The 14,003-nt window shown below is 66.2% G+C and carries 14 protein-coding genes; 3 read left to right on the plus strand and 11 right to left on the minus strand.

Annotated features, from left to right (window positions below; genetic code table 11):
• Both ccmB and ccmA read right to left on the minus strand, forming a co-directional pair.
• A partial coding sequence (gene ccmB / locus B3E94_RS04635) for a heme exporter protein CcmB (protein ID WP_286912502.1) occupies positions 1-634 on the minus strand: 634 nt, incomplete at its 3' end.
• Positions 622-1,254, minus strand: coding sequence for a cytochrome c biogenesis heme-transporting ATPase CcmA (gene ccmA / locus B3E94_RS04640; RefSeq protein ID WP_176517204.1), 633 nt, complete (start codon positions 1,252-1,254; stop codon positions 622-624). The genes ccmA and ccmB, both read right to left, overlap by 13 nt.
• Positions 1,255-1,383: 129 nt before the next feature.
• Between ccmA and B3E94_RS04645 the strand changes: the two genes are divergently transcribed.
• The 3 genes from B3E94_RS04645 to B3E94_RS04655 all read left to right on the plus strand — a co-directional run bounded on the left by B3E94_RS04645 (position 1,384) and on the right by B3E94_RS04655 (position 6,040).
• The gene (locus tag B3E94_RS04645; RefSeq protein ID WP_286912503.1) at positions 1,384-2,922 is read left to right on the plus strand and encodes a flagellar hook-length control protein FliK; all 1,539 of its coding nucleotides are present in this window, start codon (positions 1,384-1,386) and stop codon (positions 2,920-2,922) included.
• Entirely contained in the window at positions 2,919-3,263 is a 345-nt protein-coding gene (locus B3E94_RS04650; protein ID WP_286912504.1) for an EscU/YscU/HrcU family type III secretion system export apparatus switch protein, read from the plus strand. The genes B3E94_RS04645 and B3E94_RS04650 overlap by 4 nt, the downstream gene beginning before the upstream one ends.
• Before the next feature lie 77 nt (positions 3,264-3,340).
• Positions 3,341-6,040: a dermonecrotic toxin domain-containing protein gene (locus B3E94_RS04655; protein ID WP_286912506.1), complete on the plus strand. Its 2,700-nt coding sequence runs from the start codon at positions 3,341-3,343 to the stop codon at positions 6,038-6,040.
• Positions 6,041-6,071: 31 nt separating this feature from the next.
• Here the strand turns inward: B3E94_RS04655 and B3E94_RS04660 are convergent, their stop codons facing one another.
• From B3E94_RS04660 to B3E94_RS04700, 9 genes are all read right to left on the minus strand, one after another.
• Entirely contained in the window at positions 6,072-6,467 is a 396-nt protein-coding gene (locus tag B3E94_RS04660; protein ID WP_176513176.1) for a DUF2802 domain-containing protein, read from the minus strand.
• 1 nt (position 6,468) lies between these two features.
• The gene (locus B3E94_RS04665) at positions 6,469-6,948 is read right to left on the minus strand and encodes a chemotaxis protein CheW (protein WP_016393802.1); all 480 of its coding nucleotides are present in this window, start codon (positions 6,946-6,948) and stop codon (positions 6,469-6,471) included.
• Positions 6,949-6,990: 42 nt separating this feature from the next.
• Positions 6,991-7,860, minus strand: a complete 870-nt coding sequence (locus tag B3E94_RS04670) for a CheW domain-containing protein (protein WP_286912508.1) — start codon at positions 7,858-7,860, stop codon at positions 6,991-6,993.
• On the minus strand, positions 7,857-8,648 hold the full coding sequence (locus B3E94_RS04675) for a ParA family protein (RefSeq protein WP_176513172.1): 792 nt from the start codon (positions 8,646-8,648) through the stop codon (positions 7,857-7,859). The genes B3E94_RS04670 and B3E94_RS04675 overlap by 4 nt, the downstream gene beginning before the upstream one ends.
• Positions 8,649-8,797: 149 nt before the next feature.
• Positions 8,798-9,655 carry a flagellar motor protein MotD gene (gene motD / locus B3E94_RS04680; protein WP_176513170.1) on the minus strand — a complete coding sequence of 286 codons (858 nt, stop codon included), beginning with the start codon at positions 9,653-9,655 and terminating at the stop codon, positions 8,798-8,800.
• Between the two features lie 3 nt (positions 9,656-9,658).
• On the minus strand, positions 9,659-10,399 hold the full coding sequence (locus B3E94_RS04685) for a flagellar motor protein (RefSeq protein ID WP_176513168.1): 741 nt from the start codon (positions 10,397-10,399) through the stop codon (positions 9,659-9,661).
• Positions 10,399-11,532 (minus strand): protein-glutamate methylesterase/protein-glutamine glutaminase, encoded by a 1,134-nt coding sequence (locus B3E94_RS04690; RefSeq protein WP_176513166.1) that lies wholly within the window; start codon positions 11,530-11,532, stop codon positions 10,399-10,401. Before B3E94_RS04690 ends, B3E94_RS04685 begins: the two co-directional genes overlap by 1 nt.
• Before the next feature lie 47 nt (positions 11,533-11,579).
• On the minus strand, positions 11,580-13,781 hold the full coding sequence (locus B3E94_RS04695) for a chemotaxis protein CheA (RefSeq protein ID WP_286912509.1): 2,202 nt from the start codon (positions 13,779-13,781) through the stop codon (positions 11,580-11,582).
• Between the two features lie 12 nt (positions 13,782-13,793).
• Positions 13,794-14,003: protein phosphatase CheZ (locus B3E94_RS04700; protein WP_286912510.1), on the minus strand; the 210-nt coding region annotated here is incomplete at its 5' end.

The raw sequence follows: 14,003 nt of genomic DNA on the forward strand, positions 1-14,003 counted from the left end.
GTGCCAGGGTAACCGCCAGGGCCGTCAGGCTTGCCAGCCACAGCAGGTGGCCGGTGGCGGGCATATTCTGCAACGCCGCCTGCAACGCACCACTGCCCAGGATCAATACAGGGATATACAACGGCAGAATCAGCAACGCCAGCAGCAAACCACCGCGCTTGAGGCCGACCGTCAGCGCCGCGCCCACCGCGCCCAGCAGGCTCAGCACCGGGGTGCCCAGCAGCAGCGAGCCGAGCAGCACCGGCAGGCAATGGCTCGGCAAACCCAGCATCAATGCCAGCAATGGCGCCAACAATACCAGTGCCAGGCCGGAAAAGATCCAGTGCGCCAGCACCTTGGCCAGCACCAGCAGGGCCAGCGGGTGTGGCGACAGCACCCACTGCTCCAGCGAACCGTCCTCGAAATCGCTGCGGAACAGGCCGTCGAGCGACAGCAGCACCGCCAGCAAAGCCGCGACCCAGACCAGCCCGGGAGACAAGGTTTGCAACAATTGGCTCTCCGGGCCTACCGCCAGCGGAAACAGCGCCACGACGATGGCGAAGAATACCAGCGGGTTGGCCAGCTCGGCCGGGCGGCGGAACAGCAGGCGCGCCTCGCGGCGCAACAACAGAAGAAATACGCTCATGCTGCCCATTGCCCCAGGTTCAGTTCGCGGTAACCGGACGGTTTGTGCGCCAACGTGTGGTGGGTGGTCAGCACCACGGTCCCGCCCTGCTCGCAGTGCGCCGCCAGGTGCGCTTCAAGCTGGGCGACGCCTTGCTTGTCGAGGGCGGTGAAGGGTTCGTCGAGAATCCACAGCGGCGGGCTGTCCAGGTGCAGGCGGGCCAGCGCCACGCGGCGCTGCTGGCCGGCCGACAAGGTATGGCACGGCACGTCCTCGAAGCCGCGCAGGCCAACGGCGCTCAGCGCGGCCCAGATGGCATCGCGGCTGGCCGGCTGGTGCAGGGCGCACAGCCAGGTGAGGTTTTCCTCGGCGCTGAGCAGGTCCTTGATGCCGGCGGCGTGACCGATCCACAGCAGGATGCTGGCCAAGGCATGGCGCTGTTCGGCCAGGGGCTGGCCGCCCAGCAGGATCTGCCCGGCAGTGGGTTGCATCAGCCCGGCCAGCAAGCGCAGCAGGCTGGTCTTGCCGCTGCCGTTGGGGCCGCTGATCTGCAGCATGTCGCCTGGCCGCAGCTCGAAATCCAGCTGTTCGAACAGCAGGCGCCAGTCGCGCTCGCAGGCCAGGCCCACGGCTTGGAGGTGAAAGGTCACGGTTTCGCCTTATGCAGTGTCTCAAGTCGCCCCCCTCGCTGCCGTTACAGTGGCAGTGGCGGGCGGCCGGCATTATTACATGCGCGGCTTCGCTGCCAAGAGGGCGGGTTCGACAGGTTGTATACAATCATGACTGAAATCAATAGTCTCGGCGCACAAACCGCGGTCAGCCCCCAGGCGATCAAAGCGGCGATGACCGGCGAGCTGCTCAACCTGACCCAGGCGCAACCCGGCTTGCTCAAGCCTGGCGAAACCGCGCAGGCCGAGGTCTTGACCCTCAAGCAGAGCGGCAGCGAGTTCCAGCTGGTGCTGCGCCTGCTGCTGGCCAACGGCACCCAGGCCCAGGTGCAGGCCAATGCCAGCCAACCGCTGGCACCGGGCAGCCAGGTCACGGTCAGCCAGCCGCAGGGCGATCGCCTGGCGCTGATGGTGCAACAGGCCAATGCCAGCGCTGTCAGCACCCTGACCCAGCTCGACACCAGCAAGGTACCGGTCGGTACGCTGCTGCAGGGCAAGGTGCTGACCAGCCAACTGCTGCAAAACCCAGGCGCACAGGCCACCTTCCGCTCGCTGGTCAGCCTGCTCAACAGCGCCCAGGCCGGCGCCACCCTGAGCATCGACAGCCCGCGCCCGCTGGCGGTCGGCAGCCTGCTCAGCGCCCTGGTGCAGGGCGACCAGTCGCTGCGTTTCGTGCCCTTGAGCGGGCGCCAGGATCAATTGAACATCGACCAGCAACTCGCCACTCAACAGGCGCGCCAGGCCTCCCTGCCGGGGTTGCTCGGCGCCCTGCAGCAACTGGCCGACAGCGCTGATGGCGAACTGCGCACCAGTGCCGAGCGCCTGCTGGCCAGCCTGCCGGACGCACGCCAGCTGGGCGATGCCAAGGGCCTGCCCCAGGCCTTGGGCAACAGCGGCGTGTTTCTCGAAGCCAAGCTGCTTGGCGGGCTGGCCACGGGCGTGGACCTGAAGGCGCAATTGCTGCGCCTGGTGGCGCAAATACCAACGGACGGCCCGCTCGCCTCTGGCAACCCTTCGACCTTGGCCCAGGTGATGCCCGCCATGGCCCGCAGCGCCCTGGGCATGCTCGAGCGGGTCAGCCCGCGCCAGCCCCCTGGTGCCTTCCCCCTGCCCTCGCGGCTGCTGCAAGCCATGGAAGGGGAAGGCGACCTGCAGCAACTGCTGCGCCTGGCCGCCGCTGCCATTTCGCGGTTGCAGAGTCATGCCCTGAGCAGCCTGCAACAAAGCGGCACGCTGGAGAACGGCAACCTGCAAACGACCTGGCAAACCGAAATCCCGGTGCGCCATGGCCAGGAGTTCATCCCCTTGCAGGCCAAGCTGCAGCGCGAGGAAACCCCCGAGCAACAGGCCGATCGCCAGCGCGAGCAGCCGGACCCGCTGCAGGCCCTGTGGCGCATCGACCTGGCCTTCGACCTGCCCCCGCTTGGCCCCTTGCAGGTCCAGGCGCAACTCACCCAAGGGCGTTTGTCCGGCCAGCTGTGGGCCGAACGCGAGCAGACCGCGCGGCTGATCGACAGCCAGCTCGGTGTGCTGCGCGAGCGCCTGCTGGCCCGTGGCGTGGAGGTCGGCGACCTGGAGTGCCACCCCGGCATCCCGCCCCAAGGCCCCCGTACCCGCGTGGAACAACGCTGGGTGGATGAAACCGCATGAGCAAGCGCCAACCCCGCCAGGCCATCGCCCTGAGCTACGACGGCCAGCAGGCCCCGACCCTCAGCGCCAAGGGCGACGACGAACTGGCCGAGGCCATCCTGGCCCTGGCCCGCGAGCACGAAGTGCCGATCTACGAAAACGCCGAGCTGGTGCGCCTGCTGGCGCGCCTGGAGCTCGGCGAGCAGATTCCCGAGGCGCTGTACCTGACCATCGCCGAGATCATCGCCTTCGCCTGGCAGTTGCGCGGCAAGGTGCCGGTGGGCTTCGACGATGAACCGGCCGGTGAACGGGACATCACTCCGGCTGCGCCCCACCTGCTGCCAGGCCCGCGGCCCCGGTAACTCAGCCTTATCTACCGCCCGGGGCCCTGCAGCCCCACCCACCCTTGCGCCTCCTTCATCAACCCGAGGCTCAAGCCATGCCTACACCCGCTGTCAACGCCAGAGGCACGCAATTCGTCCGCAACCACCTGCAGCGCTTTCCCCGCCCGGACCGCCAGGCGGCCACCGCCATTGGCGACTGGTACCGGCAACAAGGGTTGGACATCGACCCCGACCAAACCGACGTGGTGACCCTGCACTACCGCGGCCACAAGGCCATGATCGTCGCCCGCCAGTCGCTGACCCAGGCGGTGCTGTCGAACTGGCAGGGCGAGTCCGACAACAACCTGATCGGCGCACTGATCGGCGAGCCCTGGGCAGGCACCTTCCCCAATGGCCCGCTGACCATCGTGCCGACCCTGCCGGCGCCAGGCTTGCTGCACGAGGGCGCGGCGTTTTCGGTATTCAACGGCCTGTTCCGCAGAACCGACCCTGAGCGTTTCGACGCAAGCACCCACATACCGGTGCAAGCCGAAGCGCTGCAGGCGTTCATCTGGAACATGGACTTCCACACGCGCTACCAGGCCAGCCTCGACGACTACTGGGGCCAGCACCTGCAAGAGCACCGGCTGGCAGCGAAGATCAACTTCATCGCTGCCTGCAACCAGCAGGTGGCGCAGGGCAGCCTGAGCGAGGGCGGGCGCAGGCTGGCCTGGCAGGCCGCCGGGTTGATGGCGCAAACCGACGTGATACGCACCCGGGCGTTGAACATCTATGGCTATGCCGCCACCGACCTGCTGTGCATCCGCAGCCAAGGCACCCCGTTGACGCTGCTGTATGTGCCAGGCAACAGCGCGCCGCTGCATGAGTTCGCCAGCCACGAGGCCCTGCAGGATTGGGTGGGGAAACAGTGCCAGAGCGCCGAGAAACGCCAGCAGCTGCGCCAGCATTTCGCCTTGGCCCACCTGCCCGATGGCCTGGACTTCACCGGCCTGGACAGCGCGCTGGAAGGCCTGGGCGCCTATCCGCAGGTGCACCACCTGCCGCCGGATCGCTCGGGTTTCACCACCGATGGGCGCTGGCCGCCGCGCGAATACGTCAATTACCGGCCTGGCAAGTACAGCCCTACCCTCACGGGCGATCTGTTCCTGGCCCTGAGCGAGCGCCAGCGGGCACGCAGCTACCAGGACGCCGACTTCCTCATCACCCGCAACAGCGAGGTCAGCGAAGCCAGGTGGCGTGGCTACCTGCTCAGCGCCATGAACCTGCTGGCGCCGCTGGCGCTGGTGGTGCCTGAACTGACGCCGGTATTCGCCCTCGGTGGCGTGGCCCTGTTCGGCCTGGGGCTGGATCAGGCCATCAACGGCAAAAGCCAGGAAGCCCGCGCCCAAGGCGTCACTGTTGCCGAGTTCGGCGCGTTCAATGCCCTCCCCCTGGCGGCGTCGGCGGCGGCGGAAGTTGACGCGGTGTTCCGCACCAAGGGGCAGAATTTCCTGCTGCCCCAGTGGGTCAACGAGCAATGGGGCTATCCGCTCAGCCCGCTGTTTCCGCCGAAACTGCCGGACACCGATGTAGCGGATTTCTTCCAGCTCAGCGATACGGTGGAGCCACTGCCACAAGGCGACCCCGCCATCGCCAGCGCGGTGATTCGCGTGCCACGCTTCACCGGCGGCGCCGACGAACTGCAGGCCAGCATTTCCGGCTACAACACAGATGTGGTCTACGACATGGCGAGTGATGCCTTTGTGCTGGAATCCGACATGAACGAGGTCGAGCCGACCCACTACATTGCCCAACAAGGTCGCCGGGACCTGGTAGCGCTCCCCCCGGGCGGCCGCCCGGTCTCCGACAGCATGCGCATGAGCAGCTTGCGGGCGATGGGGGTGGATATCCGCTTGCCGTTCGACCCTGCCACGCTGACCAGCGAGGGGCTGGCCCCGGTACCACGCAAAATTACCTGCATCTGGCTGGGTGATCAGCCCATCGGCCCGCAGCTGCTGGCCAACCTCGAGGCCAATGCGCAGCGCCTGGCCGGCTCCGGCTTCGAGCTGCGCCTGTTGCTCTCCAACAGCACCCCGGCAGCTTTTGCCGACAACCTCGCCGCAGTCACGGCGCAAGTGCCGGGCCTTGACGTGCTGCCCCTCGAAGAGCAGCCGTTCTTCGCCAGCTTCAAGGCCAGCAAGTACCACGCGCAATATCAGGCTGCCCTGGAAGGCAATGGGGGCGTGGCGCGCAACTACGCCTCGGCCTGCGACGTGCTGCGCTACCGATTGCTGCACCAGGAGGGCGGTTTCTACATGGACATGGATGATGTGCTGCTGACAAGCGGCGAGTCGATGGACGACGTCGAGCTGGCAGCGTCGCCCAAGGGGCTGGTATTGCACCCACCCATGGGCAACGAGCAGTTGGACATGCGCTGCGACTTCAACAACAGCATGATTGGCAGCCACCCGGGCAACCCGACGCTCGATGCCATTTCCGAGCTGATGCACAAGCGCTACCAGGCCAACCAGGACTTCTACCTGAGCAAACCCGACTTCGAACAGGACCCGGCCGCCTTCAACCGCTACACCCGGCGCCTGAGCTACCTGACCGGCCCGAGGCTGCTCACCGACGTGATCGATGAGCACTTGCCGGACATGTACCAGCTACGCCAACTGCTGAACCTGGTCGGCATCCCCAAAGTCAATCTGGCCGAGGTCATCGACACCCGCGCCGTTGCTCAGGCACTGCGCTCACGAACGCCGCTGAACCGCATTGCCAAGGTCGGCGCCACCCACTCGTGGGAGCACACCTGAAAAAAGGCGACCTGCAGGTCGCCTTGCGCGGCTAGTCGGAGCGGTGCAGCTTGCTCATCAGCTCCGCTTCGGCCTGGGTCAGCCCACAGCTCTCGGTCAGCTCCGCCACGCTGGCGCCCATCCCCACCAGCTTGGCGGCCTGGGAGAAGGTGACGTTGCTCGGGTCGCGCTGCTCCAGGCGCTCCAGGCGGTCTGGCAGGGTCGCCATGGTCGCCCGCAGCTCATGGATCGCATCACCCATGCGCACGGTGCCGTTCTGGTAGTCGTCCAGGCGCTTGGCCAGGTCCTTGATGCGCTGGTCACGCAGCGCATCGCCCACCGCCTGCTGGGCGGCCAGCTCGCGCTGGCGCTTGCTGTAGTTGAGGAAGTACCACAGGCTCAGCGCCCACAGCAGCCCCAGGAAGATGACAGCAACCTCGAAAATCAACTCAGATGTTCTCCAGCTCGGACCACTCTTCCTCGGTCATCATCTTGTCCAGCTCGACCAGAATCAGCAGCTCGCCGTTCTTGTTGCACACGCCCTGGATGAACTTGGCCGACTCTTCGTTGCCCACGTTCGGCGCCGTCTCGATCTCCGACTGGCGCAGGTAGACCACCTCGGCCACGCTGTCGACCAGGATGCCGACCACTTGCTTGTCGGCCTCGATGATGACGATGCGGGTGTTGTCGGTCACGTCCGAAGGCATCAGGCCGAAGCGCTGGCGGGTGTCGATCACCGTCACCACGTTGCCGCGCAGGTTGATGATGCCCAGCACATAGCTCGGCGCGCCCGGTACCGGGGCGATCTCGGTGTAGCGCAGCACTTCCTGCACCTGCATGACGTTGATGCCGTAGGACTCGTTGTCCAGACGGAAGGTTACCCACTGCAGGATTGGATCTTCGGAACCTTGTGCAGACGACTTTTTCATTCCCCTAGCCCTCAAAATCCGCCGATGGCGGTGTGTTCGCAGTTATTGGTGTTTGCCATGCATCTGCTTGACCGCGCCGCTGGCGATCAACTCGGCCAGTTCGGCAACGTCGAGCAGTGCACACATGTGTTCGATGACCGTGCCGGCCAGCCACGGGCGCTGGCCGCGCTGGCTGCGCCATTTGATTTCCGACGGGTCCAGGCGCAGCGAGCGGCTGACCTGGTGCACGGCCAGCCCCCATTCGTAGCCCTGCACCGAAATCACGTAGTTCAGGCCCTGGCGGAAGTCGTCGCGGTAACGGTCGGGCATCACCCAGCGCGCGGTATCCAGCACCTTGAGGTTGCCCGCCTGGCAGGTGAGGATGCCGAGGAACCAGTCCGGCTGGCCGAACAAGGGCGTCAGCTCCTGCCCTTGCAGGCTGTAGATCGAGCCCAGGCACACCAGCGGCACCGCCAGGGTCAGCCCGGCGACGTCGAACAGCAGGCACTCGAAGGGCTCGGCGGCCCAGGCCGGGCGGCCATCGACCGTGGCGCGGGGCGGCGGCGAATCGGGCGCCGGCAGGTGCACCTCGACCAACGGCGCCACAGGTTCTGGCGCCTGCACCTCGGTCAGCACCGGGACGCTGGCCTCGGCCACCACCTGGGCCTCGACCACCAGCACCACCGGTTCCTCGACGGCCAGCACGGTCGGCAACACCTTGAGCTGCGGCTCGGCAAACGGCTTGGCCGCGAGGCTTGCGATGGGCGCTGGCTGGCGCGCATCACGGGCCTGCTCCTCGCGCACGGCGTCGGCGAACTCGTCGCTGGCCGCGGGCAGGTCGAGCAGGTCTTCGGCCTCGGTGGCCTCCTGCAGCAGGCCATCGAGGTAGGACTGCAAGGCCATTTGTGGCCGGCTGGCGCTTTTAAGGGTCATGACGCCACCTGCACGGCACTTTTGTAGGTGAGCAGGTGCTTGAGCAGCGCCCGGTAGGCAATCACGCCACGGCTCTTGCCGTCGAACTGCGACGGCGTGAGGCCATTGCGGCTGGCATCGCGCAGGCGCGTATCGACCGGGATATAGCCCTGCCACACCTGCTGTTCATAGGTATCGCGCAGCACTTTCAGGGTGCCGAGGGAGGCTTGGGTGCGGCGGTCGAACAAGGTCGGCACGATCTGGTAGGGCAACGCCTGCTTGCGCGAGCGGTTGACCATGGCCAGGGTGCCGATCATGCGCTCCAGGCCCTTGACCGCTAGGAATTCGGTTTGCACCGGGATCACCAGCTGCTGGCTGGCGGCCAGGGCATTGACCATCAGCACGCCGAGCAAGGGCGGGCTGTCGATCAGGGCGAAGTCGAAGTCCTGCCACAGCTGCGCCAGACTCTTGGCGATCACCAGGCCCAGGCCACTCTGCCCCGGCGACTGGCGCTCCAGCACCGCCAGCGCGGTGCTCGACGGCAGCAGCGAAATGCGCGCGTCGCTGGTGGGCAGCAGCAGTTGCCCCGGCAGGCCATCGGGCACCTGGCCCTTGTGCAGGAACAGGTCGTAGCAGCTGTGCTCCAGGGCATCGGGGTTGTGCCCGAAGTAACTGGTCATCGAGCCATGCGGGTCGAGGTCGACGACGACCACGCGCTTGCCCGCCTCGGCCAGCAAGCCGGCCAGGGCGATGGTGGTGGTGGTCTTGCCGACTCCACCTTTTTGATTGGCTACTGCCCAGACTCTCATAGGACAACTCTTGACTCATGGATGCCGCTGAAACCCTGTGGGAGCCGGCTTGCCGGCGAACACCGGCGGCGCCGGTGCCACACACCGCGTTGCCTTCATCGCCGGCAAGCCGGCTCCTACGGAAAACGTGGTGACAGAGAATTGACGAGTTACTGCCCCGCCTTGCTTGCTGGCGTTGCCGGTGCACTTTGTGTGCCAGCCCGGCGCAGCGCGGCGTCCGGGGTGGCGTTGGCGCTGCCGGTACCGGTCAGGCTGCGGCGCACCTCCAGGTTGCGGGAAATCACCAGCACCACCCGGCGGTTGCGCGCACGGCCTTCGGCGCTGTCGTTGCTGGCCACCGGCTGATACTCGCCATAGCCCACCGAGGCCATGCGCCCAGGGTTCACCCCGTTCATCGCCAGCAGGCGCACGATGCTCGCCGCCCGCGCCGACGACAGCTCCCAGTTGGTCGGGTACTGCGCGGTGCGGATCGGCAGGTTGTCGGTGAAGCCTTCGACATGCACCGGGTTGGCGAACGGCTTGAGGATGTTGGCGACCTTTTCGATGATGGCGAACGCCTTGTCGCTGGGCATGGCATCGCCGCTGCCGAACAGCAGCGAGGAATTGAGCTCGATCTCCACCCACAGCTCGTTGCCACGCACGGTCATCTGGTCGGACTTGATCAGGTCGCCGAAGGCATCGCGCACGTCGTCGCTGATGGTCTTGAGCGGGTCGACGTTGGTTTGCGCAAGGCCCGCGTCGGTCTGCTCGCTGTCCTTGATCAGCGGCTCGGCCGGCTTGACGCTCAGCGGCTGCTCATCGCCGATGGGGATCGGCTTCATGCTCCGCTCGGGGTCGTTGAACACCCCCAGCAACGCCTGCGAGATGACCTTGTACTTGCCCTCGTTGATCGAGGAAATCGAGTACATGACCACGAAGAACGCGAACAGCAAGGTGATGAAGTCGGCATAGGACACCAGCCAACGCTCGTGGTTTTCGTGTTCCTCGGTGTGACGACGGCGACGCATGGGCTACTCCATGAAGCCTTGCAGCTTCAGCTCGATCGAGCGCGGGTTCTCGCCTTCGGCGATCGACAGCAAGCCTTCGAGGAGCATCTCGCGGTAGCGCGACTGGCGCAGCACGATGGCCTTGAGCTTGTTGGCGATCGGCAGCAGGATCAGGTTGGCACTGGCCACGCCGTAGATGGTCGCGACGAAGGCCACGGCAATGCCGTTGCCCAGTTGCGAAGGGTCGGCCAGGTTGCCCATCACGTGGATCAGGCCCATTACCGCACCGATGATGCCGATGGTCGGCGCATAGCCGCCCATGCTCTCGAACACCTTGGCAGCCTGGATGTCGCGGCCTTCCTGGGTCAGGAAATCGACCTCGAGGATGCTGCGGATCGACTCCGGCTCGGCGCCGTCGACCAGCAGCTGCAGGCCCTTGCGCGCATACGGGTCGGGCTCGGCATCGGCCACGCCTTCCAGGCCCAGCAGGCCTTCCTTGCGCGCCGTCAGGCTCCAGTTGACCACCCGGTCGATGCCACCGGCCAGGTCCACCCGCGGCGGGAAGATGATCCAGCGCAGAATCTGCAGCGCACGCTTGAACGACGACAGCGGCGACTGCAGCAAGGCCGCCGCCAGGGTGCCGCCGAGCACGATCAGCGCCGCCGGGCCATTGAGCAGCGCACCGACATGGCCGCCTTCGAGGAAGTTGCCGCCGACGATGGCGACGAACGCCAGGATCAGGCCAATCAGGCTTAGCACATCCATCAGACGCAGGCCTCTACCAGGTGCTTGCCGATCTCGTCCAGGCTGTACACCGCGTCGGCCAGGTTGGCCTTGACGATGGCCATGGGCATGCCATAAATCACGCAGCTTGCCTCATCCTGGGCCCACACCGTGCTGCCGCCCTGCTTGAGCAGGCGCGCGCCTTCGCGGCCATCGGCGCCCATGCCGGTGAGCACCACCGAGAGCACCTTGTCGCCATACGACTTGGCCGCCGAGCCGAAGGTGATGTCCACGCAGGGCTTGTAGTTGAGGCGCTCGTCACCGGGCAGGATCTTCACCGTGCCACGGCCGTCGATCATCATCTGCTTGCCGCCGGGGGCCAGCAGCGCCAGGCCCGGGCGCAGCACATCGCCGTCCTCGGCTTCCTTGACGTTGATCCTGCACAGCTTGTCGAGGCGCTCGGCAAAGGCCTTGGTGAAGGCCGCCGGCATGTGCTGGATCAGCACGATCGGCGCCGGGAAGTTCGCCGGCAGCTGGGTCAACACCCGCTGCAGGGCTACCGGGCCGCCGGTGGAGGTGCCGATGGCCACCAGCTTGTAGGGCTTGCGCTTGGGCGCCGGCGAATGCGCCGCCGGGGCCGCTGCAGGGCGCGCAGGTGCGGCGGCGCGGGCCGGGGCCGGGCTGGCCAGGCTGCTGGCCGGGGCATGGGCAGCCGCCGGCGCTGCCGGCGCCGGGGCGCTGGCCGCTGGCTGGCTGGCATAACCGCCGAAACGGCGGTTGCTGCGCGAGAGGGTATGCACCTTCTCGCACAGCATCTGCTTGACCTTGTCCGGGTTGCGCGAGATGTCTTCGAAGTTCTTCGGCAGGTAGTCGACCGCACCGGCATCCAGCGCATCGAGGGTGACCCGGGCGCCTTCGTGGGTCAGCGAGGAGAACATCAATACCGGCGTCGGGCAGCGCTGCATGATGTGCCGCACGGCGGTGATGCCATCCATCATGGGCATTTCATAGTCCATGGTGATGACATCGGGCTTGAGCGACAGCGCCTGGTCGATCGCTTCCTTGCCGTTGGTCGCGGTACCTACGACCTGGATCGTCGGGTCCGCCGAGAGGATTTCCGAGACGCGGCGGCGGAAGAAACCCGAATCATCCACCACCAGGACCTTGACTGCCATAAACACTCCATTAGGCGGCGCAACCCGCCAGGGTGCGCCGCCGAAAATCAGATACGCCGTGCCGCGTAACGCTTGAGCATGCTCGGCACGTCGAGGATCAGCGCGATGCGGCCATCACCTGTGATGGTGGCCCCCGACATGCCCGGGGTGCCCTGCAGCATCTTGCCCAGTGGCTTGATTACCACTTCTTCCTGGCCGACCAGTTGATCGACGACAAAGCCGATGCGCTGGGTGCCGACCGAGAGGATCACCACATGGCCCTCGTGCTGCTCTTCGTGCACCTGGCCCTGGACCAGCCAGCGCTTGAGGTAGAACAGCGGCAGCGCCTTGTCGCGCACGATCACCACTTCCTGGCCGTCGACCACGTTGGTGCGCGACAGGTCGAGGTGGAAGATCTCGTTGACGTTGACCAGCGGGAAGGCGAACGCCTGGTTGCCCAGCATCACCATCAGGGTCGGCATGATCGCCAGGGTCAGCGGCACCTTGATGACGATCTTCGAACCCTGGCCCTTGGCCGAGAAGATGTTGATCGAGCCGTTGAGCTGGGAAATCTTGGTCTTCACCACGTCCATGCCGACACCACGGCCGGACACGTCGGAGATTTCGGTCTTGGTCGAGAAGCCCGGGGCGAAGATCAGGTTGTAGCAGTCCGACTCGCTCAGGCGCTCGGCGGCGTCCTTGTCCATCAGGCCCTTTTCCACGGCCTTGGCGCGCAGCACGTTGGGGTCCATGCCCTTGCCGTCGTCGGAGATCGACAGCAGGATGTGGTCGCCTTCCTGTTCGGCCGACAGCACTACGCGGCCGGTGCGGGCCTTGCCGGCGGCTTCACGCTCGTCGGGCATTTCCACGCCATGGTCGACGGCGTTGCGCACCAAGTGCACTAACGGGTCGGCCAGGGCCTCGACCAGGTTCTTGTCCAGGTCGGTCTCTTCGCCGACCAGCTCCAGGTTGATTTCTTTCTTGAGCTGGCGGGCCAGGTCGCGGACCAGGCGCGGGAAGCGGCCGAAGACTTTCTTGATCGGCTGCATGCGGGTCTTCATCACCGCGGTCTGCAGGTCGGCGGTGACCACGTCGAGGTTCGACACGGCCTTGGACATGGCCTCGTCGCCGCTGTTCAGGCCCAGGCGCACCAGGCGGTTACGCACCAGCACCAGTTCGCCGACCATGTTCATGATCTCGTCCAGGCGCGCCGTGTCGACGCGCACGGTGGTTTCCGCTTCGCTGACCGCGTGCTTCTCGGCGGCAGGGGCCGGTGCGCGCGCTGGCGCTGCGGGCTTGGCGGCCGGGGCCGGGGCTGGCTTGGCCACGGGCAGGCTTTGGGCCTTGGCCGCAACGGGCGCGGCAACCGCGGCAGGGGCCTCGGCAGTCACGCTGTCGCCGGAGAACTTGCCCTTGCCATGCAGCTGGTCGAGCAGCGCTTCGAACTCGTGCTCGCTGATCTCGTCGCCACTGGCGGCAGGTGCGCTGCTGGCCACCGGCGCGGCAGCCGGCAACGCGTCGGCCTGGAAGGTGCCCTTGCCGTGCAACTGGTCGAGCAGCGACTCGAATTCTTCGTCGGTGATTTCGTCGCTGACCGGTGCACTGGCGGCAACGGCCGGCGGCTCGGCGGCGACGACTTCGGCCGAGAACTGGCCCTTGCCGTGCAGCTGGTCGAGCAACGACTCGAACTCGGCGTCGGTGATTTCGTCGGTGGCGCCACTGAGGGTTTCACCCTGCAGTTGCTCGGCCGCCGCTTCGGCCTGGGCCTTGACCGCATCGAGCGAGTCGAGCAGCTGTTCGAATTCGGTGTCGGTGATGTCTGCCTCGGCGGCGGGCGCCTCGACCACCGGCGCCGGGGCAGGCGCAGGCTGGCCGGCAGCGGCAGGCTCGGCCAGGCGCGCCAGGGCTGCCAGCAGCTCGGGGGTGGCCGCCGTCACTTCGCTGCGCTCGCGCACCTGGCCGAACATGCTGTTGACCGTGTCCAGTGCCTCGAGCACCACATCCATCAATTCCGCATCGACCCGGCGCTCACCTTTGCGCAGGATGTCGAAGACGTTCTCGGCGATATGGCAGCACTCCACCAGCTCGTTGAGCTGAAGGAAGCCGGCGCCCCCTTTTACAGTGTGGAAACCGCGAAAAATGGCATTGAGCAGGTCGGCATCGTCGGGCCGGCTTTCCAGCTCGACCAGTTGCTCGGACAGTTGCTCAAGAATTTCGCCGGCTTCTACCAGGAAATCCTGAAGGATTTCTTCATCGGCGCCGAAGCTCATTAAACGTGCTCCTTAAAAACCCAGGCTGGACAGCAGATCATCGACATCGTCCTGACCGGACACGACGTCTTCACGCTTATCGGCATGAATCTGCGGACCTTCACCCCGAGTCGGATGTTTTTCTTGATCTTTTTCAGCGCGCAGCTGCTGGTGGTCATGTTCGATACCGGCAAAGCGGTCGACCTGACTGGCCATCAGCACGAGCTTGAGCAGATTGCTTTC

Source organism: Pseudomonas sp. UBA6315, assembly GCF_002438125.1.
In the GTDB taxonomy this organism is placed as follows: Bacteria; Pseudomonadota; Gammaproteobacteria; order Pseudomonadales; family Pseudomonadaceae; genus Aquipseudomonas; species Aquipseudomonas faucium.

What these genes read in the sequence shown, in the direction of transcription:
- B3E94_RS04665 (WP_016393802.1), bottom strand. Translation starts at nt 6,948, where the DNA reads ATGAAAAAGTCGTCTGCACAAGGTTCCGAAGATCCAATCCTGCAGTGG.
- B3E94_RS04655 (WP_286912506.1), top strand. Translation starts at nt 3,341, where the DNA reads ATGCCTACACCCGCTGTCAACGCCAGAGGCACGCAATTCGTCCGCAAC.
- B3E94_RS04670 (WP_286912508.1), bottom strand. Translation starts at nt 7,860, where the DNA reads ATGACCCTTAAAAGCGCCAGCCGGCCACAAATGGCCTTGCAGTCCTAC.
- B3E94_RS04650 (WP_286912504.1), top strand. Translation starts at nt 2,919, where the DNA reads ATGAGCAAGCGCCAACCCCGCCAGGCCATCGCCCTGAGCTACGACGGC.
- B3E94_RS04685 (WP_176513168.1), bottom strand. Translation starts at nt 10,399, where the DNA reads ATGGATGTGCTAAGCCTGATTGGCCTGATCCTGGCGTTCGTCGCCATC.
- motD (WP_176513170.1), bottom strand. Translation starts at nt 9,655, where the DNA reads ATGCGTCGCCGTCGTCACACCGAGGAACACGAAAACCACGAGCGTTGG.
- B3E94_RS04675 (WP_176513172.1), bottom strand. Translation starts at nt 8,648, where the DNA reads ATGAGAGTCTGGGCAGTAGCCAATCAAAAAGGTGGAGTCGGCAAGACC.
- B3E94_RS04695 (WP_286912509.1), bottom strand. Translation starts at nt 13,781, where the DNA reads ATGAGCTTCGGCGCCGATGAAGAAATCCTTCAGGATTTCCTGGTAGAA.
- B3E94_RS04645 (WP_286912503.1), top strand. Translation starts at nt 1,384, where the DNA reads ATGACTGAAATCAATAGTCTCGGCGCACAAACCGCGGTCAGCCCCCAG.
- B3E94_RS04690 (WP_176513166.1), bottom strand. Translation starts at nt 11,532, where the DNA reads ATGGCAGTCAAGGTCCTGGTGGTGGATGATTCGGGTTTCTTCCGCCGC.